Below are 19,193 nucleotides of genomic sequence, written 5' to 3'. Positions count from 1 at the left end.
GAGAGTGATCATGGAGACTTCGGATAGCCTGGTCTGGCGCAAGTCGAGCTACAGCGACAACAACGGCGGCGCTTGTGTCGAGGTTGCCGATCTGGACACGAGTATCGCGGTGCGCGACAGCAAGGACCCCAGCGGGTCGACCCTTCGCTTCACGAGAGGCGCATGGACGGGGTTCGTGCGCAGCATCCGTTAGCTCCCGGTCGCAATACCCAGGGGCAACCGGCAGGCCGTGCACTTGGGGTGGTGCAAGAGCCTCCAGCGGCAGCAGACGGTGCCCCCGTCGAGATCAGATCCGTCCACCGATCCGAGGGCGACGAAGACCGCTGATCCGGCGACACCTTTCGGAACGACGTGCCGGACTGGTTCCGTCAGTACCTGGACCTCGACGGTGACGCGTCAGAGATCCGTCGGTTCCAGCCGGAGATCATCCCCGGAATTCTTCTGAATGATCGACTCGGGTTGCATGAAGCGGGGGTATCCGGGCGAGATTGATACGCCGTTCTCACGGAAGTCGAGCCGATCATGCGACGGCCGGGCAGGTCCATCGACCCTGCACGAGCGGGAACGCCGCGAGCGCGGCAGGGTTTCCTGCCGCGCTCGCGGGGTGGTGGTGCGGTGGTACGTCAGCTGCAGCCGCTGGTGGAGCCGCAGCCCTCGCAGACGTAGCAGCTACCGGCGGGGCGCATCTTCGTGCCGCAGGTGAAGCAGAGCGGCGCGTCGGCGGCCTTGCCGATCACGGCCTCCAGCAGCTCGGTGCTGGAACCCACGCTCGGGGCCGGCTTGGCGGCGGCCACGTCGGCCATCTCCTGGGCCGGCTGGGCGACGGCCTCCGCCTTGGCCGGGGTCTCCACCGGCGCCGACGACGCCATTGCGGTTAGCTCGGCACCGGTAACGGCGGCGGCTTCCGCGTCGGCCTCGGCCCGCAGCTGCGCGGCCCGCTCCGAAGCGGTGAAGATGCCCAGCTCGGCGCGGCGCTCGTAGGGCAGGAAGTCCAGCGCCAGGCGACGGAAGATGTAGTCCATCACCGAGGCCGCCATCCGCACGTCCGGGTCGTCGGTCATGCCGGCCGGCTCGAAGCGCATGTTGGTGAACTTGCTGACGAACGTCTCCAGCGGCACGCCGTACTGCAGGCCGATGCTGATGGCCACCGAGAAGGCGTCCATCACGCCGGCCAGGGTCGAGCCCTGCTTGGACATCTTCAGGAAGACCTCACCGAGGCCGTCATCCGGGTACGACGACGCGGTCAGGTAACCCTCAGCGCCACCGACGGAGAAGCTGACCGTCTCGGACGGGCGCTTCTTCGGCAGGCGCTTGCGCACCGGCCGGTACTCGATGACCTTCTCGACCGCGGCCGGCTCGGCCGGTGCGGTCTCGACGGCGGCCGGCTCGGTGGCCTTGTTGGACTTGGCCACCGAGAGCGGCTGGCCGACCTTGCAGTTGTCCCGGTAGATCGCCAGCGCCTTGAGGCCGAGCTTCCAGCCCTCGAAGTAGATCTTCTCGACGTCCTCGACGGTGGCCGCCTCCGGCATGTTGACCGTCTTGGAGATGGCGCCGGAGACGAACGGCTGGATGGCCGCCATCATCCGCACGTGACCCATCGGCGCGATCGTCCGCTCCCCCATGGCGCAGTCGAAGACCGGGTAGTGCTCCGGCTTGAGGCCGGGGGCGTCCACCACGTGGCCGTGGTCGGCGATGTGCTCGACAATCGCCTCGACCTGCTCCTCCGGGTAGCCGAGGCTGCGCAGCGCGCGCGGAACCGTCTGGTTGACGATCTGCATCGAGCCGCCGCCGACCAGCTTCTTGAACTTGACCAGCGCCAGGTCCGGCTCCACGCCGGTCGTGTCGCAGTCCATCATGAAGCCGATCGTGCCGGTCGGGGCGAGGACGCTCGCCTGCGCGTTGCGCCAGCCGAACTTGTCACCGATCTTGTTGCCCTGGGTCCACTGCTTGGTCGCCTCACGGACGATCGCGGTGGCCACCGGGCTGGTCGGCTTGATCTCGTCGTTGGCCGCGGCGTGCTTGCGCATGACCCGCTTGTGCGGCTCGGCGTTACGGGCGTAGCCGTCGTACGGGCCGACGACGCCGGCCAACTCGGCCGAACGGCGGTAGGCGGTGCCGGTCATCAGGGACGTGATCGCCGCGGCGACCGAGCGGCCCTGGTCCGAGTCGTACGGCAGGCCGGTGGCCATCAGCAGGGCGCCGAGGTTGGCGTAGCCGATGCCGAGCTGCCGGTAGGCGCGGGACGTCTCACCGATCTTCTCGGTCGGGAAGTCGGCGAAGCAGATCGAGATGTCCATCGCGGTGATGACGAACTCGACGGACTTGACGAACTTCTCCACCTCGAAGCCACCGTCGGCGCGGAGGAACTTCATCAGGTTGAGCGAGGCCAGGTTGCACGAGGAGTTGTCCAGGTGCAGGTACTCCGAGCACGGGTTCGACGCGGTGATCCGCCCGGTCTCCGGGCAGGTGTGCCAGTCGTTGATCGTGTCGTCGTACTGCAGGCCCGGGTCGGCACACTCCCAGGCGGCCTGGGAGATGGAGCGGAACAGCTGCTTGGCGTCGACGGTCTCGATCACCGAGCCGTCCAGCCGGCCGCGCAGGTCGAAGCCCTTACCGTTCTCGACCGCCGACATGAACTCGTCGGAGACCCGGACCGAGTTGTTGGCGTTCTGGTACTGCACGCTGACGATGTCGGAGCCGCCGAGGTCCATGTCGAACCCGGCGTCGCGCAGCGCGCGGATCTTGTCCTCCTCGCGCGCCTTCGTGACCACGAACTCCTGGATGTCCGGGTGGTCCACGTCGAGGATGACCATCTTGGCCGCCCGGCGGGTCGCGCCGCCGGACTTGATGGTGCCGGCCGAGGCGTCCGCGCCGCGCATGAAGCTGACCGGCCCGGAGGCGTTGCCGCCGGAGGAGAGCAGCTCACGGGACGAACGGATCCGCGACAGGTTCACTCCGGAGCCGGAGCCGCCCTTGAAGATCAGCCCCTCCTCCTTGTACCAGTCGAGGATCGAGTCCATCGAGTCGTCGACGGCCAGGATGAAGCAGGCGCTGACCTGCTGCGGCGACGGCGTACCGACGTTGAACCAGACCGGCGAGTTGAAGCTGAACACCTGGTGCAGCAGCATCCAGGTCAGCTCGTGCGCGAAGACCTCGGCGTCGGCCGGGCTCGCGAAGTAGCCGTACTCCTCACCCGCGGTGCGGTAGGTGCTGACCACCCGGTCGATCAGCTGCTTGAGCGACCACTCCCGCTCCGGGGTCCCCACCGCTCCCCGGAAATACTTCGTGGTGACGATGTTGGCGGCGTTGACGCTCCACGACTCCGGGAACTCCACCCCACGCTGCTCAAAGTTGATCGAGCCGTCCCGCCAGTTCGTCATGACGACGTCACGGCGCTCCCAGGACACCTCGTCGTATGGGTGGACCCCCTCCGTCGTCCACACCCGCTCGATCTTCAGCCCCGCGCCTGCCTTGCTTCGTGAACGGCTCGTTGTCACGCCGTTGCCCCCCTCGTCTGCGCGGTCACACACCGCGCGTCCCAATCTCTTCAAAAACCGTGAAGTCTCAGCTGGTACGGCCGGCGGCCTCAACCGCATCGGCCCGGCCCTGCTCCCGGGCGCGCGCCGCGGCCCGCAACGTCTCGATCTCGCGCTCGAAGTCGGCGAGCGAGTCGAACGAGCGGTAGACGCTGGCGAACCGCAGGTAGGCGATCTCGTCCAGGTCGCGCAGCGGACCCAGGATCGCCAGGCCCACCTCGTGGCTGGGGATCTCGGCGGCCCCCTTGGCCCGGACCGTCTCCTCGACCCGCTGCGCGAGCAGTGCGAGCGAGTCGTCGTCGACCGGCCGGCCCTGGCACGCCTTGCGCACCCCGCCGATGATCTTCGTGCGACTGAACGGCTCGGTCACCCCACTGCGCTTGACGACCGCGAGGACCGCCTCTTCGACGGTGGTGAACCGCTTGCCGCACTCCGGGCAGGACCGCCGCCGTCGGATGAGCTGGCCATCGTCGGCCTCCCGCGAGTCGACCACCCGAGAGTCAGCGTGCCGGCAGTACGGACACCGCATCGCCCACCTCCTGAAAATGATCAACGCGGGCACACCGGACCCACCCCCCGGGCACGCTCAACCGCGACGGTGCCATCCGCGGATGACGCCCGCCGTGATCGACGTTACGGGAGTGCGGTCAGTAGTCAGACCCAACCTGTAGGCAACTTACGCCCGTGTCACTACTACATTTAGGGGTCGACCGTATGTCGCCGGGGAAGCCGGGTCAAGTTGGCCGGCGTGTCCGGCGCGTCACCGACCATCCGGTCATCCACGCCGAGCGCCGCACCCGAAGACCCAACGCCACGACCCCGCCCGAGTTACCGGCCAGCAGGCCGGAGCAGACCGGAAAACAGCCGACGATCGAACATCAGTACTACCCGACGTACCATTTAGCAGAACATCCGTACGACCGGAGGGCTTTTTCACCCCGACACGCCGGTGAGAGGTCGTACAGATGTTTGAAAATGACTGATCTCACCTATACGGTCATGAACAACGTGGCACCCCGCACGCACCACGAGCCGACGAGGCACCCAGCGCCGACCAGGGAGGACGGACGTGACCGAGGACCGGGCCAGCCGGCCGAAGAGCCCGCAGCAGATCACCGAGGCGGGCCCCCCGGCCACCCGACGCCGCAGCGCCGCGCGCAGCCGGACGGGCCAGCCCGCCGTGCGCCCGGTCACCCCGGTGGTCAGCGCCTTCCCCGACCCGGCGACGGTCGACCTGACCGCCCGCCAGCGTCGCATCCTGGAGTTCATCCGCACCTGGGTGGAGCGACACGGCTACCCGCCGAGCGTCCGGGAGATCGGCGAGGCCGTCGGCCTGGTATCGCCGTCCAGCGTCGCCTACCAGCTCAAGGAGCTGGAGAAGAAGGGCTTCCTGCGCCGCGACCCGAACCGGCCGCGCGCGGTGGACGTCCGCGCCCCCAGCGAGGCGATCGACGACGAGCTGTCGAGGGCACAGCGACCCACCCCGGCGTACGTGCCGATGCTCGGCCGGATCGCCGCCGGTGGTCCGATCCTCGCCGAGCAGGCCGTGGAGGACATCTTCCCGCTCCCCCGCGAGTTGGTGGGCGAGGGCGAGGTCTTCATGCTCCAGGTCAAGGGCGACTCGATGCTCGACGCGGCCATCTGCGACGGCGACTGGGTGGTCGTCCGGCAGCAGCCGACCGCCGACTCGGGCGAGATTGTGGCCGCCATGCTCGACGGCGAGGCGACCGTCAAGACCTACCGACGGCGCGACGGGCACGTCTGGTTGATGCCACAGAACCCCGCCTTCGACCCGATCCCCGGCGACGACGCCACCATCATGGGCCGGGTCGTGGCGGTGCTACGCCGGATCTGACCGGTTGGCGGGTGGGTGCCCGGAGCGCTCACCCGCACCGCTCGTCCGGGGGCAGGTGAGCGCGTCAGCGCCGATCAGTAGCGGTCGCCCCGATGGCCGCGACCGCCCCCTGGATACTGCCGATACGGGTCGACAGGCGCGTCGTCGTCGCGACGACGGCCGGGCCGCTGGCCCCGGTAGTCGGGCTCCTGCCCGCCACGCCGGGGCGGCTCCGCCCGACCGGCGCCGGGCTGACCACCGTCGCCACCGCCGTACACGCCGCCGCCGGGGCGACCGCCGCCGCCCTGTGGACGACCACCACCGCCGTACGGCCGACCGCCGCCAGCCGGGGGCCGACCACCGCCCCCAGGGGGGCGACCGCCGCCACTGGCCGGGGGACGCCCGCCCCCGTACACACCGGCACCGCCGCCGGCCGGCCGAGGAGCGCCGTAGCCGCCGTCGGCCACGGCCGGTCGGCCGCCACCGCCGTATACGGCACCGCCCGCCGGGGCCGGGCCACCGCGACCCGCACCACCGCCGTAGACCGCGCCGCCGGCCGGCGCACCGCCCCCGTAGACACCACTGCGCCGGTCGGCATCGGCCGGGGAACCATCAACCGCACGGCCCGGGCGCGGGCCGAACGGGTCGCCATCCGGGTCCGACGTGTCGGACGCGTCGTCGGTCGGCGGCCGACGGCGGGCCCGAACGATGCCGACGATGCCGGCGGCGACCAGCAGCAGGCCGATCAGCCCGACCGCGCCGACCAGGTACGTGATGTCGTCGAGGCTCAGCCCGTCGGTCCAGGATTTCGAGGCGGCCGGCTTGCCGCCCTCCTCCGGGGCCAGCGGCACGGCGGTCGAACTGGACGGCGTGTAGCTGAGGATGTCGAGCGGCTCGTCCTCGCCGAAGCGAGCCGCGTCGGAGACGGTGACGAACGACTTCCCGTCCGCGGTGTAGCTGATGGCCTCACCGAACGGATCGGCCAACGGGGTCACCCGCGGCTTGCCCGTGGTGAGCGCTCCCACGATGTCGCCACCGGTCACGTCGAACTCGAAGGCGTCCGCGTAGGTGCGCAGGACCACCCGGGAGCCGTCCGGTGCCCGGGCCGCGCCGGTGATGGCGATCCGGCCGAAGGTGTTGAGCGCGTTCTCCGTCTGGGTCTTCGGCAGTGCGATCTCGCCGGCCTTGCGCATCGGCACCGGGTCGGTGTCGCCGCTCTTCAGGGCCGCCGACGGGGTGTAGATCTCGGCCTTGCCGCTGGTCACCTTGGTGATGATCAGCGGTTTTCCGTCGTCGCCGATGAGCAGCGCCTCGGCGTCGTGCGGTTTGCTCTCGGGGTAGGACAGCCGGTGCAGCGTCGGCTGCCTACTTCCGGTAACCGACATCGACCAGAGCGCGACGCGGGTGCGGCGTTCCTTCGCGTCGGCGTTGTCACCGGTGTCGGCGATCCAGAGGGTGTTGCCGTCCTTGGACAGGGCAAGATCCTCGGTGTCGAACGGACCCTGCCCCGAGTAGCGGACCGGCTCCTTCGCGATCTTGCACTTGCTGTCGAGGAAGAAGATCCGCTTGCGTGCCGCGACCTCGGTGCCGTCGTTGATGACGATGAAGCCGGTCTTGGTGGCGACCAGCCCGGACAGCTCCCGTAGCCGCTCGTCAGTGATCGTGCACCGCTTCTGACCGGGATTGGCGGCGGGAGGCCCGGACGACCCGGGAGCGGGAGCCGCTGCGGCGACTCCGGCGAGCGCCACGGTTGCCCCGAGCAGGCCGAGGGCAACCGTGACCGAGGAAACAACGCGGCGCATTCGGCCAGTGTCGCATGCCGCGCGTTTCGCTTGGATGACGCCGTGGCCGCTCAGGACCGGCTGCCGGCCGCCTGCCCCTGCCGCTGCACGTCGAAAGCCGCCAGCTCCGCCGCCAGCTCGGCACCGACGCGGACGTGCAGCAGCGTGCCCTCCGGCAGGTGCGACGTGCTGAGCACCTCACCGGTGCGGTGCACCCGGGCCACCAGGTCGCCCCGGTCGTACGGCAGCACGGCCCGGACTTCCACGGCCGGGCGCGGCAGCCGCTCCTCGATCGCCGCGCGCAGCCCGTCGATGCCCCGCCCGGAGTGCGCGGACACGAAGATCGCGTCCGGCCAGAGCCGCTTGAGTCGCAACAGAGTGTCCTCGTCGGCCGCGTCGGTCTTGTTGACCACCAACAGCTCGGGGAGCCGATCCGCGCTCACCTCGGCGAGCACCGTGTGCACGGCCCGAACCTGCTCCTCCGGATCCGGGTGGGTGCCGTCGACGACGTGCACCACCAGATCCGCCTCCGCGACCTCCTCCAACGTCGAGCGGAACGCCTCGACGATCTGGTGCGGCAGGTGCCGGACGAAGCCGACCGTGTCGGAGAGGGTGTAGAGCCGCCCGTCCGCGGCGGTGGCCTTTCGGGTGGTCGGGTCCAGGGTGGCGAACAGGGCGTTCTCCACCAGCACACCCGCGCCGGTCAGGCGGTTGAGCAGGCTGGACTTGCCGGCGTTGGTGTAGCCGGCGATGGCGACCGCGGGGACGGCGTTGCGGGAGCGTCGGGCGCGCTTGGTCACGCGTACCGTCTTCATGCTCTTGATCTCGCGACGCAGCCGCGAGATGCGGTGCCGGATGCGCCGCCGGTCGGTCTCCAGCTTGGTCTCACCGGGACCACGAACACCCACACCGCCGCCGGCGCCGCCACCCCGGCCGGAACCACCGGTCTGCCGGGAGAGCGTCTCACCCCAACCGCGCAGTCGGGGCAGCAGGTATTCGAGCTGGGCCAGCTCGACCTGCGCCTTACCTTCCTTGCTCTTGGCGTGCTGGGCGAAGATGTCCAGGATCAGCGCCGTCCGGTCGACGACCTTGACCTTGGTGCGCTGCTCCAGGTTGCGCAGCTGCGACGGGGACAGCTCACCGTCGCAGATGACCGTGTCGGCGCCGGTGGAGAGCACCACCGCGCCGAGGTCGTCGACCTTGCCGCGGCCGATGTACGTGGCCGGGTCGGGTCGGCTACGGCGCTGGATGAGCCCTTCGAGCACCTGCGAGCCGGCGGTCTCGGCCAGCGCGGCAAGCTCGGTCAGCGAGTTTTCGGCGTCGGTCACCGTGCCTTCGGTCCAGACGCCCACCAGGACGACCCGTTCCAGCCGCAGCTGGCGGTATTCCACCTCGGTGACGTCGGTGAGCTCGGTTGACAGGCCCGGGACGCGTCGGAGGGACTGTCGCTCCGACAGCTCCATCTCGCCGGTGGTGACGTCGTCGAGCTCGTCCTCGACGGGGACAAAGCTCTCCTGGTCTCGCAAGCGGTTCTCCTGTCCGTTTTGATAAGTAGGAAGTAATCCTGACATGAGGCAACGCCGAACGCACCTGCTATATGCCCATGGTGAAGGTCGCCAAAAGCGGGGGCGAATGCTGGTCGGTCGCGACAACCCGGTAGAAATGCGGGCGGCGGCCGACCGGCCGCACAGCCGTTACGGAGGGATCCCGTGGCCATCACCCGACTGCCGAGCGCCGGATTTTCGATCACCATCCGGATCGCCGTGACCGCGGACGCCTCCTCGATCGGCCGGCTCACCACCTCCGTCGGCGAGGCCGGGGCGATCGTCACGGCGCTGGACGTGGTGGACTCGGACCCGACCCACGTGATCGTCGACCTGACCTGCGACACCGCCGACGCCGGTCACGCCGACCAGGTGGTCCAGGCGCTCACCGCGCTGGACGGCGTGGACGTGCGCAAGGTGTCCGACCGGACGTTCCTCCTGCACCTCGGTGGCAAGATCGAGGTGACCTCCAAGGTCGCGCTGCGCAACCGTGACGAGCTGTCCCGCGCGTACACCCCGGGGGTGGCCCGGGTCTGCATGGCGATCGCCGAGAACCCGGCGGACGCCCGGCGGCTGACCATCAAGCGCAACACCGTCGCGGTGGTCAGTGACGGCTCGGCGGTGCTGGGCCTCGGCAACCTCGGCCCGGCCGCTTCGCTGCCGGTGATGGAGGGCAAGGCCGCGCTGTTCAAGCGCTTCGGTGGGGTGGACGCCTGGCCGGTGGTGCTGGACACCCAGGACACCGACGAGATCGTGCAGATCGTCAAGGCGATCGCACCGGCCTACGGCGGCATCAACCTGGAGGACATCGCCGCGCCGCGCTGCTTCGAGATCGAGGCCCGACTGCGCGAGGCGCTGGACATCCCGGTCTTCCACGACGACCAGCACGGCACCGCGATCTGCGTGCTGGCCGCGCTGACCAACGCGCTGCGGGTGGTGGGCAAGCGGCTGGAGGACGTCCGGGTGGTCGTCTCCGGCGCCGGCGCCGCCGGCACCGCGATCATGAAGCTGCTGCTGCGCCAGGGCGTCGGCGACATCATCGCGTACGACCGCCAGGGCGCCCTGCACCGTGGGCTGACCGGGCTCAACTCGGCGTGGCAGTGGTTGGCGGAGAACACCAACAAGGAGAACTACTCCGGCGACCTGCCCGGCGCGATCCGGGGCGCCGACGTGTTCATCGGGGTCAGCGCGCCGAATCTGCTCACCGGCGACGACATCGCCCAGATGGCCAAGGACGCGATCGTCTTCGCGCTGGCCAACCCGGACCCGGAGGTCGACCCGCGGGAGGCGCGCAAGCACGCCGCCGTGGTCGCCACCGGCCGCTCGGACCAGCCGAACCAGATCAACAACGTGCTCGCGTTCCCCGGGGTGTTCCGCGGCATGTTGGACGCGCACGCCGAGGAGTTCACCGAGGAGATGGCCATCGCGGCCGCCCGGGCCATCGCGGACGTGGTCGGTGAGGAAAAGATCAACCCGACGGTGATCGTGCCGAGCGTCTTCGACTCCCGGGTCGCCCCCGCGGTCGCCGCGGCGGTCCGGGCCGCCGCCCACAACCCCAGCCCGCTGCCAGCGGCCGACCCCGGCCCGGCAGACCTCCCCGAGATCGCGGCCAACGCCAGCGCAACCCCGTAACGAGCGAACCCCACCGCCCACCAACCGCGCTGTTGATCAAGAGGTTTGCGTCAGGAACGACACGAAATCTGACGCAAACCTCTTGATCAACGACGCAAAAAGGCGGTGAGGGCCGGCGTCAGGGGCGCAGGGCGGTGGGGTTGATCTCGCCGGTTGCCACCAGGACGGCGGGGCCGGAGAGCCAGCAGGAGTTCTCGGTGACGGTCACCGTGAGGCGGCCGCCGGGGACATCGACGGCTACCACGCCGGTGTCTCGGCCGGCGTCGCGCAGCACCACGGCACCCACCGCGCAGGCGCCGGTGCCACAGGACAGGGTCTCCGCGCTGCCGCGCTCGTACACCCGCATCAGGGTGTGCCCGTCGGTGCCGTCGACCGGGTCGCCCGCCACGATGAACTCCACGTTCACCCCGCTCGGAAAGACCGTCGGGTCGAACCCGGGCGCGACGGTCAGGTCCAGCGCCGACAACTCCACGCCGGCCGGCAGGACGCAGACCAGGTGCGGGTTGCCGACGTCCACCACGGCACCGGTCAGGGTCAGCCCACCGATGGTGGCGGCGGAACTGTCGTACACCTGGGGTCGGCGCATCTCGACGGAGACGGCGTCGCCCTCGACCAGCGCGCGCACGACGCCGGCCCGGGTGGCCACCGGCAGCGCCGCGCCGGCGGGCGTCGCCAGCCCGCTGTCGAGCAGGTAGCGCACGAAGACCCGGGCGCCGTTGCCGCACATCTCGGCGAACGAGCCGTCGGCGTTCCAGTAGTCCATGAACCACTCGGCCTCACCGGCCTGCCCGGCGCCGTCCGGATGCTTGGCCGCGCGGACCACCCGCAACACCCCGTCCGCGCCGATGCCCCGACGCCGGTCGCAGAGCGCCGCCACCAACTCCGGGGTCAGGTCGAGCTGACCGTCCGGGTCGGGAAGGAGAACGAAGTCGTTGCCGGTGCCGTGGCCCTTGGTGAACTCCACGCCCCCATCATCGCGCAGCGGCCGGCACCAGGCGCAGGGCGGCCCCGATCAGGTCCGGCGCGGACGAGTCCAGCCACTGGATCCGCGGGTCACGCCGGAACCAGGACCGCTGTCGGCGGACGAAGCGTCGGGTCGCCCGGACCGTCTCCTCGTGCGCCTGCGATTCGGTCAACTCACCCGCGAACATGCGCAGCACCTGCTGGTAGCCGAGGGCCCGACTGGCCGTCCGCCCGTCGGGCAACCCGCGCGCGACCAATTCGCGGGTCTCCCGCACCAGGCCGTCGGCCCACATCCGGTCGACCCGCAGCGCGATCCGCTCGTCCAGCAGCCCGGTGTCCAGGTCGACGCCGAGCTGCACCGACGGGTAGTACGGCGTGGGCTGCGGAAGCGTGGCGGTGAACGGCGCGCCGGTCAGCTCGATGACCTCCAGGGCCCGCACGATCCGCCGACCGTTGCCGGGCAGGATCCCCTCGGCGGCGACCGGGTCGGCGGCGCGCAGCCGCGCGTACAGCGGGGCCGGGCCGACCTCGGCCAGCTCCCGTTCCAGCCGCTCCCGCAGCGCCGCGTCGGTGCCCGGGAACTCGAAGCGCTCCAACACCGCCCGCACATACAGCCCGGACCCGCCGACCAGCAGCGGCACCCGCCCCCGGGAGAGGATGTCGTCCACCGCCGCGCGGGCCAGCCGCTGGTACTCCGCGACGCTCGCCGGCTCGGTGACCTCCCAGATGTCCAGCAGGTGATGCGGCACCCCGCCCCGCTCGGCACGGGTCAGCTTGGCGGTGCCGATGTCCATGCCCCGGTAGAGCTGCATCGAGTCGGCGTTGACCACCTCGCCGTCCAGGGCGTGCGCCAACGCGATGCTCAGCGCCGACTTACCCGCCGCGGTCGGGCCGACCACCGCGACGACCGTACCGCTGGTCACGCGCGCTCCCAGGACGCCACGAAGTAGGCCACACCGTAGGGGGCGCTGTCATGCAGCAACTCCCCACGCCACCCTCCGCCGGCCGCCCGGGCCGCGCCGGCCAGCACCTGCCACGGGGCGCGACCGGCGGCCTTCAGCTCCGTCGACACCACCGGGTCGAGATCGAGCAGGACGTCCAGGTCCGCGTCGGCCAGCGCCGTGGCAACCCGCCTGTCGTACGGGAGGGCGCGCGCGTCGTCGTACCCGGGGGCCTTCTCGCCCCGGCAGGCCGACCCGTCCCCGAGCACCAGCACCGCCACCCGCTCCGCCGCGGCGTCGACCTCGTCGGCGAGCGCGGACAGCTCGGCCGGGCCGGCTTCGGCGGCCACCTGCACGGCGGTCACCGGCGGTTGCGGGTCGTGCCGGCCGAGCAACCACGCGCCGATGGTGAGGCTCAACGGCAGCACCGCGCCCCGCTCCGGCTGGCCGGGGGCCAGCGGCACGTCCAGGTCGACACCCCAGGGCTGAAGGGAGCCGGTGGCCGGGGTGCGGATCGGACCGGTCACCGGGCCGGTGCCCAGCAGCAGCAAAATGTCCGAATCGGCGGCCAGCAGCCGGCGTACGGCGGTGTCGCAGGCCGTCCTCAGCTCGTCCAGCTCCGGGGCCGCGGAACCGGCCACCTCGGGCACGAGCAGGGGCGGATGCGGGCAGACGGCGGCGGCGACCAGTGGCACCCGTTCACCGTAGCGGGAATCCCCGGTGCGTCTCCGAGCCGATCCGGTCATTCGGTCCCTAGGACACCGTATGGTCACGGTCGGCGATAGGCGCTCGACGCGGACCGGGGCGGACCTGTGACAATGCCGGAAGCAACTTGGCTGCGCCGTGGCGGCGACGGGGGATCGTTCCCTCGACGCCGGGAGAACGAGGATGGGCACATGAGCGACTGGACTGCCTTCGGACGGGTGGACGCGGACGGCACCGTGTACGTCAAGACCACCGAGGGCGAGCGGGTGGTCGGATCCTGGCAGGCGGGGGCACCGGAGGAGGGCCTGGCACACTTCGCACGTCGCTTCGCCGACCTGGTGACCGAGGTGGATCTGACCGAGGCACGGCTCAAGTCGGGTGCGGCGGACGCCGGGCACTCGTTGAGCACGATCCGGCGGATCCGCGCCACGCTGCCCGAGGCCAACGTGGTCGGCGACATCGACGCGCTGGCCGCACGCCTGGACAAGCTGGCGACCCTCGCCGAGGAGAAGGCCGGCGAAGCGCGCGCCGCCCGGGACGCCGCTCGCGGCGAGGCCCTGGCCCGCAAGACCGCGCTGGTCGAGGAGGCCGAGAAGCTGGCCGCCGAATCCACCGGGTGGAAGACCGCCGGAGACCGGCTCAAGGAGATCCTCGACGAGTGGAAGACCATCCGCGGGGTCGACAAGAAGGCCGACGGTGAGCTGTGGAAGCGGTTCGCCGCCGCCCGGGACGGCTTCACCCGCCGTCGCGGCGCCCACTTCGCCTCCCTGGACTCGCAGCGCAAGCAGGCGCAGACGGTCAAGGAGGAGCTGGTCGCCGAGGCGGAGAAGCTCCAGGACTCCACCGACTGGGCCGCCACCGCCAACCAGCTCAAGGACCTGATGACCCAGTGGAAGGCCGCCCCGCGCGCCTCCAAGGAGGCCGAGCAGAAGCTCTGGGAACGGTTCCGGGGCGCGCAGGACGCCTTCTTCAGCCGGCGCAGTGAGGTCTTCTCCGCTCGGGACAACGAGCAGCGCGGCAACCTGGAGCGCAAGCAGGCCCTGCTCGCCGAGGCCGAGGCGTTGGACATCGACGCCGACCCGAAGGGCGCCCAGGCCAAGTTGCGGGAGATCCAGGCACAGTGGCACGAGGCCGGCCGGGTGCCCCGCGAGGCGGCCGCCGGGCTGGAGCGTCGGCTGCGCGCCATCGACGACAAGGTCCGCGACGTGATGGACTCGGCGTGGCGCCGCACCACCAAGGAGGACAACCCGCTGCTCGCCCAGATGCGGGCGCAGGTGGCGGAGGCCGAGGACCGGCTGGCCCGGGCGCAGAGCGCCGGGGACGCCCGCCGAATCAAGGAGGCTGAGCGGGCCCTCGCCTCCAAGCGGCAGTTCCTCCAACTCGCCGAGCAGGCCGGCTGAGCTGACACCGTCCGGAGCCCCTGGTCCCGCATGGGACCGGGGCTCCGCCGTGTCCGGCCCCGCGCCCCGCGGATCTTGAGACGAACACCTTGCTGCGAAGGCCGCACGGCCCGGGTGGGCAGGGGGCAGGGCGGCGGGCAGGTTGACGCATTGACCTGGGCTGATCAGAATGAGCGACGGAGTCAGGTAGGGCCACCGGCACGAGGGCGACGAAGGCGGAACCACCGCCGTCGAGGGTCGCCGGTGAGCTGCCGCGAGTGACCACGTCCGCGTGACCTGGGCCGTCGCGCACTGTCCGCGTACCCCTGAGGGACCGTGACGTGCGGACGGCCGCTCACCGGCGTCGTTTCTGGACGGCGCCGGACCTCCGAAGTGGAGCCCGAATTGTTCCGTCCTAAAGCTCTTGGCGGGGCGCTGACCGCGCTCGCCACCGTCGCGGCCGGCGTGTTCATCGCCGCCACCGTCAGCACCAGTCCGGCCGTGGCCGCTGGCACCGGTACGGGTTATCTGCACACCAGCGGCAACCAGATCGTGGACAGCACCGGTGCCACGGTCCGGTTGACCGGCATCAACTGGTTCGGCATGGAGACCGACAACAAGACCTTCCACGGCCTGTGGTCGAACAACCCGTGGCGGGGGCAGCTCGACACGATGGCCCGCCTGGGTTACAACACGTTGCGGGTGCCGTACTCGAACGACGCGCTGAAGCCGGGCGCGACCGCCAGCGGGATCAACGACTTCGTCAACCCGGACCTGATCGGGCTGTCCCCGTTGCAGATCCTCGACAAGGTGATCGACTACGCCGGCAGCAAGGGCATGCGGATCATCCTGGACCGGCACCGGCCAACGGCGGCCGGGCAGTCGGCGCTCTGGTACACGTCGACGGTCTCCGAGGCGACCTGGATCAACGACTGGAAAATGCTCGCCCAGCGGTACGCGGGGAACCCGACGGTGATCGGCGCCGACCTGCACAACGAGCCGCATGCCGAGGGCACCAACCCGGCGGCCACCGGCGCGTGCTGGGGCTGCGGCGACACCACCCGGGACTGGCGGCTCGCCGCCGAGCGGGCCGGGAACGCCATCCTCGGCGTGCAGCCCAACTGGTTGATCTTCGTGGAGGGGGTGAGCTGCCCCAGCGGCGGCCTCTCCAACGTGTGGGACAACGACCCGAGCAACGACGAGGACTGCGGCTGGTGGGGTGGCAACCTGTCGAAGGCGGGGCAGTTCCCGGTACGGCTGAACGTGGCGAACCGGCTGGTCTACTCGCCGCACGAGTACGCCACCTCGGTGTACCGGCAGACCTGGTTCGACGCCCCGGACTACCCGGCGAACATGCCGGCCATCTGGGACAAGTACTGGGGTTACCTCTACAAGCAGAGTCTCGCGCCGATCATGATGGGCGAGTTCGGCAGCACCCTGGTCGACCCGAAGGACAAGGTGTGGCTGGAGAAGCTGATGGCGTACACCGGGACCGGGGTGACCGGGATGTCCTTCACCTACTGGTCGTGGAACCCCAACTCGGGTGACACCGGCGGCATCGCGTTGGACGACTGGACGAACATCAACACCGCCAAGCAGGCGATCCTCCAGCCGTATCTGATCGCGCCGTCCGGCGGCGGCACCACGGGGCCGCCGACCGGTGGGCCGACCGACCCGCCGACCGGCGCCTGCACGGCCACCTACCGGCAGGTCAACGCCTGGCAGGGTGGCTTCCAGGGCGAGTTGACCGTGAAGAACACCGGCCCTGGGGCGGTGAACCCGTGGTCGGTCACCTGGAGTTGGCCGTCCGGGGTGACGCTGGGCAGTGGCTGGAACGCCACGGTCACGCAGTCCGGCACGACGGTCACCGCCGCGGCGCCGGGGCACGCTCCGTCCCTGCCGGCGGGCGGGTCGGTCACCGTGGGCTTCACCGCCAACGGCACCGCCAGCGCGCCGGGCACGGTGAAACTCAACGGCACCAGCTGCTGAGCTGCCGGGACGGCCTTCGCCCGGCAGCCTGGTCGCCCGCAACAACCACTTCGTCAACTCGCCCACCGGCCAGGCCGGCGGCAGTGTGGCCAGCATTCCGTACTCCTACCAGCTGGACACCGCGAGCAACGTCAAGTCCATCGTGACCGCGGGCGCCGGCGCCGGCCGGATCACCGTCTGAACGGGCGGCCCCTTGTCGTCGCCGCGCGACGACAAGGGGCCCTCGCGCAGGTCAGTGCGTGGCGCAGCCAGCGGCGGGGGCCGGTGCGACCGGCGGTGCGCCGATCGTCGGCAGACCGAGCAACACGCCGGGGGTACGCGGGGAGCGGCCCGCCTCGGCCGCGTCACCGGCCCGGGTGCGCCGGTGCGCCACCGGCGCGCCGTCGGCGTTCAGGTGGTGCGGTGCGGCGTACGTGATCGTGGTGTGCACGATGTCCCCCGGCCGGATCTGACCAGCGAGGGACTCCCCACCGGGCGTCTCGGTCGCGAAGTGCACCAGTCGGCCGTCGCGGGCCCGACCGGACATCCGGCCGGTCCGCTCGTCCTTGCGACCCTCGCCGACCGCGACCAGCACCTCGACGGTCTCCCCGACGAGGCGCTTGTTCTCCGCCCAGGTGATCTCCTCGACGCAGGCGACCAACCGCTCGTAGCGCTCCTGCACGACCTGCTTGGGCAACTGGTCGTCCATGGTCGCCGCGGGGGTGCCGGGTCGCTTCGAGTACTGGAAGGTGAAGGCCGAGGAGAACCGGGCCTCGCGGACCACGTCCAGGGTGCGCTGGAAGTCGGCCTCGGTCTCACCGGGGAAGCCGACGATGATGTCGGTGGTGATCGCCGCGTCCGGCATCGCCGCCCGGACCTTCTCGATGATGCCCAGGTAGCGCTCGGAGCGGTAGGACCGGCGCATCGCCCGGAGCACGTCGTCGGAGCCGGACTGCAACGGCATGTGCAGCGAGTGGCAGACGTTCGGCGTCTCGGCCATCGCGGCGATCACGTCGTCGGTGAAGTCCTTCGGGTGCGGGCTGGTGAACCGGACCCGCTCCAACCCGTCGATGTCGCCGCAGGCCCGCAACAGCTTGCCGAACGCGTACCGGTCACCGAACTCCACGCCGTACGAGTTGACGTTCTGCCCGAGCAGGGTCACCTCCAGCACACCCTCGTCGACCAGGGCGCGAACCTCGGAGAGGATGTCGCCGGGGCGCCGGTCCTTCTCCTTGCCGCGCAGCGCCGGCACGATGCAGAACGTGCACGTGTTGTTGCACCCCACCGAGATCGACACCCAGCCCGCGTAGGTGGATTCGCGGCGGGTGGGCAGCGTGGAGGGGAAGACGTCGAGGGACTCCAGGATCTCCACCTCGGCGGCGGCGTTGTGCCGGGCCCGCTCCAGCAGCACCGGCAGCGCGCCGATGTTGTGGGTGCCGAAGACCACGTCCACCCAGGGCGCCTTGCGGACGATGTCGCCCCGGTCCTTCTGGGCCAGACAACCGCCGACCGCGATCTGCATCCCGGGGTGCTTGTCCTTCACCGGGCGCAGCCGACCGAGGTTGCCGTACAGCCGGTTGTCCGCGTTCTCCCGCACCGCGCAGGTGTTGAAGACGACGATGTCCGGGGTGTCGTCGGTCGGCACCGCGCGCACGTAGCCGGCCTGTTCGAGCAGGCCGGAGATCCGCTCAGAATCGTGCACGTTCATCTGGCAGCCGTACGTCACGACGTTATAGGTCCTAGCCACCCTCTTGGTGCCCCTTCCCCTCGGGCTACCAGGGTAGCGGCCCGTTCGGGGGCCCCAACCCACCGGCATTGACCCGGCGGCCCATGGCGGGCATCCACGACGGGCAGTACGCTGCACAACAAGAATGTGTTCTGGGCGATTTCGGGGGCTTTGCACTCGGCGCCGACGATGCGCGGCTCCGTTCACGGGGGAGCACATGACGACCCGCGGGAGGCCAACCGTGACGCGACAAGATGCGACACAGCGCACCGTCACGACGCCGGACGGGCGGCACCTCGCCGTAGAGACCTCGGGCGCGCCGGACGGGCCGGCGGTCTTCCTGCTGCACGGCACCCCGGGCAGCCGCAGCGGCCCCCGGCCCCGAGGCATCGTCGTCTACCGCCTCGGCGTGCATCTCGTCTGCTACGACAGACCCGGGTACGGCGACTCCGACCGGCACGAGGGTCGGCGGGTGGCCGACGCCGCGGCCGACGTGGCGGCGATCGCCGACGACCTCGGCATCGACCGGTTCGCGGTGGTGGGCCGGTCCGGTGGTGGGCCACACGCCCTGGCCTGCGCCGCGCTGCTGCCGGACCGGGTCACCCGGGCCGCCGTACTGGTGGGGCTCGCCCCGGCCGGCGCACCCGACCTGGACTGGTACGCCGGCATGGCGGCGACGAACGTGGAGGACTACGGGCAGGCCGACGAGGATCTGGCCGAGCTCACGCTCAACCTGAAGGTCCGCGCCGACGAGGCCCGCCGGGACCCGATGACGCTGCTGGACTTCCTCCGCCCCCAGTTGCCCGACGAGGACATCCGGGTCGTCGACGACGTCGCGATCCGCAGACTGCTGACCGACATGTACTCCGAGGCGCTGCGCCACGGCCCCGAGGGTTGGATCGACGACGTGCTGGCGATCCGGCGCGGCTGGGGGTTCGACCTCGGCGCCATCCGCGCCGAGGTCCGGCTCTGGCACGGCGAGCAGGACCGCTTCTCCCCGGTGGAACACTCCCACTGGCTCGCCTCCCGGATCCCGCGGGCCGAGGTCCAGGTGCAGCCCGGCGCCGCGCACTTCGGGGCGGTGGAGATCCTCCCGCAGACCCTGACCTGGCTGGCCACACCGGACCTCGCGACCAGCCCGCAGCTCTGAGCGGGCGACGCGGCACGGCCGCAACGACGGGCCG

14 protein-coding genes are annotated in these 19,193 nt (G+C 70.8%); 6 read left to right on the top strand and 8 right to left on the bottom strand.

Going from position 1 to position 19,193, the window contains the following annotated elements; translation table 11 throughout:
- Window positions 1-10: 10 nt before the first annotated feature.
- A complete protein-coding gene (locus ACIBF8_RS07795) occupies window positions 11-193 on the top strand; it encodes a DUF397 domain-containing protein (protein WP_396781571.1) in 183 nt (60 codons plus the stop codon).
- A gap of 430 nt (window positions 194-623) precedes the next feature.
- Here ACIBF8_RS07795 and ACIBF8_RS07790 read toward each other — a convergent pair whose 3' ends face one another.
- Together ACIBF8_RS07790 and nrdR are read right to left on the bottom strand one after the other, a co-directional pair.
- A complete protein-coding gene (locus tag ACIBF8_RS07790) occupies window positions 624-3,497 on the bottom strand; it encodes a vitamin B12-dependent ribonucleotide reductase (RefSeq protein WP_396781570.1) in 2,874 nt (957 codons plus the stop codon).
- A gap of 67 nt (window positions 3,498-3,564) precedes the next feature.
- Window positions 3,565-4,065 (bottom strand): transcriptional regulator NrdR, encoded by a 501-nt coding sequence (nrdR, locus tag ACIBF8_RS07785; protein WP_210858234.1) that lies wholly within the window; start codon window positions 4,063-4,065, stop codon window positions 3,565-3,567.
- Window positions 4,066-4,605: 540 nt separating this feature from the next.
- Here nrdR and lexA point away from each other — a divergent pair.
- The gene (gene lexA / locus ACIBF8_RS07780) at window positions 4,606-5,391 is read left to right on the top strand and encodes a transcriptional repressor LexA (protein WP_091400540.1); all 786 of its coding nucleotides are present in this window, start codon (window positions 4,606-4,608) and stop codon (window positions 5,389-5,391) included.
- Window positions 5,392-5,465: 74 nt separating this feature from the next.
- Here lexA and ACIBF8_RS07775 read toward each other — a convergent pair whose 3' ends face one another.
- Together ACIBF8_RS07775 and hflX are read right to left on the bottom strand one after the other, a co-directional pair.
- Window positions 5,466-7,172, bottom strand: coding sequence for a hypothetical protein (locus ACIBF8_RS07775; RefSeq protein ID WP_396781569.1), 1,707 nt, complete (start codon window positions 7,170-7,172; stop codon window positions 5,466-5,468).
- A gap of 50 nt (window positions 7,173-7,222) precedes the next feature.
- Window positions 7,223-8,677, bottom strand: coding sequence for a GTPase HflX (gene hflX, locus ACIBF8_RS07770; RefSeq protein WP_396781568.1), 1,455 nt, complete (start codon window positions 8,675-8,677; stop codon window positions 7,223-7,225).
- A 183-nt stretch (window positions 8,678-8,860) separates the two neighbouring features.
- On the opposite strand from hflX, the gene ACIBF8_RS07765 reads away from it, so the two are divergent.
- Entirely contained in the window at window positions 8,861-10,327 is a 1,467-nt protein-coding gene (locus ACIBF8_RS07765; protein WP_396781567.1) for an NAD-dependent malic enzyme, read from the top strand.
- Between the two features lie 118 nt (window positions 10,328-10,445).
- Here the strand turns inward: ACIBF8_RS07765 and dapF are convergent, their stop codons facing one another.
- Genes dapF through ACIBF8_RS07750 form a run of 3 tightly spaced genes read right to left on the bottom strand, consistent with a single transcriptional unit; the run spans window position 10,446 to window position 12,977 of the window.
- The gene (gene dapF, locus ACIBF8_RS07760; RefSeq protein WP_396781566.1) at window positions 10,446-11,291 is read right to left on the bottom strand and encodes a diaminopimelate epimerase; all 846 of its coding nucleotides are present in this window, start codon (window positions 11,289-11,291) and stop codon (window positions 10,446-10,448) included.
- Between the two features lie 7 nt (window positions 11,292-11,298).
- On the bottom strand, window positions 11,299-12,213 hold the full coding sequence (miaA, locus tag ACIBF8_RS07755; protein WP_396781564.1) for a tRNA (adenosine(37)-N6)-dimethylallyltransferase MiaA: 915 nt from the start codon (window positions 12,211-12,213) through the stop codon (window positions 11,299-11,301).
- The gene (locus ACIBF8_RS07750; protein ID WP_396781563.1) at window positions 12,210-12,977 is read right to left on the bottom strand and encodes a hypothetical protein; all 768 of its coding nucleotides are present in this window, start codon (window positions 12,975-12,977) and stop codon (window positions 12,210-12,212) included. The genes miaA and ACIBF8_RS07750 overlap by 4 nt, the downstream gene beginning before the upstream one ends.
- A 150-nt stretch (window positions 12,978-13,127) precedes the next feature.
- On the opposite strand from ACIBF8_RS07750, the gene ACIBF8_RS07745 reads away from it, so the two are divergent.
- Together ACIBF8_RS07745 and ACIBF8_RS07740 are read left to right on the top strand one after the other, a co-directional pair.
- Window positions 13,128-14,336, top strand: coding sequence for a DUF349 domain-containing protein (locus ACIBF8_RS07745; RefSeq protein ID WP_396781562.1), 1,209 nt, complete (start codon window positions 13,128-13,130; stop codon window positions 14,334-14,336).
- Between the two features lie 384 nt (window positions 14,337-14,720).
- Window positions 14,721-16,304 carry a cellulase family glycosylhydrolase gene (locus ACIBF8_RS07740; protein WP_396781560.1) on the top strand — a complete coding sequence of 528 codons (1,584 nt, stop codon included), beginning with the start codon at window positions 14,721-14,723 and terminating at the stop codon, window positions 16,302-16,304.
- 232 nt (window positions 16,305-16,536) lie between these two features.
- Here the strand turns inward: ACIBF8_RS07740 and miaB are convergent, their stop codons facing one another.
- On the bottom strand, window positions 16,537-18,030 hold the full coding sequence (miaB, locus tag ACIBF8_RS07735) for a tRNA (N6-isopentenyl adenosine(37)-C2)-methylthiotransferase MiaB (RefSeq protein ID WP_396781559.1): 1,494 nt from the start codon (window positions 18,028-18,030) through the stop codon (window positions 16,537-16,539).
- A gap of 220 nt (window positions 18,031-18,250) precedes the next feature.
- Between miaB and ACIBF8_RS07730 the strand changes: the two genes are divergently transcribed.
- The gene (locus ACIBF8_RS07730; protein ID WP_396781558.1) at window positions 18,251-19,159 is read left to right on the top strand and encodes an alpha/beta fold hydrolase; all 909 of its coding nucleotides are present in this window, start codon (window positions 18,251-18,253) and stop codon (window positions 19,157-19,159) included.
- The last annotated feature ends 34 nt before the right edge of the window (window positions 19,160-19,193 follow it).

It is taken from the genome of Micromonospora sp. NPDC050276, from assembly GCF_044459545.1.
Lineage (GTDB): Bacteria > Actinomycetota > Actinomycetes > Mycobacteriales > Micromonosporaceae > Micromonospora.
The sequence above is the reverse complement of the archived record's forward strand: the minus strand, read 5'-3'. Positions and strand labels throughout refer to the sequence as shown.

What these genes read in the sequence shown, in the direction of transcription:
- ACIBF8_RS07745 (WP_396781562.1), top strand. Translation starts at nt 13,128, where the DNA reads ATGAGCGACTGGACTGCCTTCGGACGGGTGGACGCGGACGGCACCGTG.
- ACIBF8_RS07775 (WP_396781569.1), bottom strand. Translation starts at nt 7,172, where the DNA reads ATGCGCCGCGTTGTTTCCTCGGTCACGGTTGCCCTCGGCCTGCTCGGG.
- ACIBF8_RS07750 (WP_396781563.1), bottom strand. Translation starts at nt 12,977, where the DNA reads ATGACCGGATCGGCTCGGAGACGCACCGGGGATTCCCGCTACGGTGAA.
- nrdR (WP_210858234.1), bottom strand. Translation starts at nt 4,065, where the DNA reads ATGCGGTGTCCGTACTGCCGGCACGCTGACTCTCGGGTGGTCGACTCG.
- ACIBF8_RS07795 (WP_396781571.1), top strand. Translation starts at nt 11, where the DNA reads ATGGAGACTTCGGATAGCCTGGTCTGGCGCAAGTCGAGCTACAGCGAC.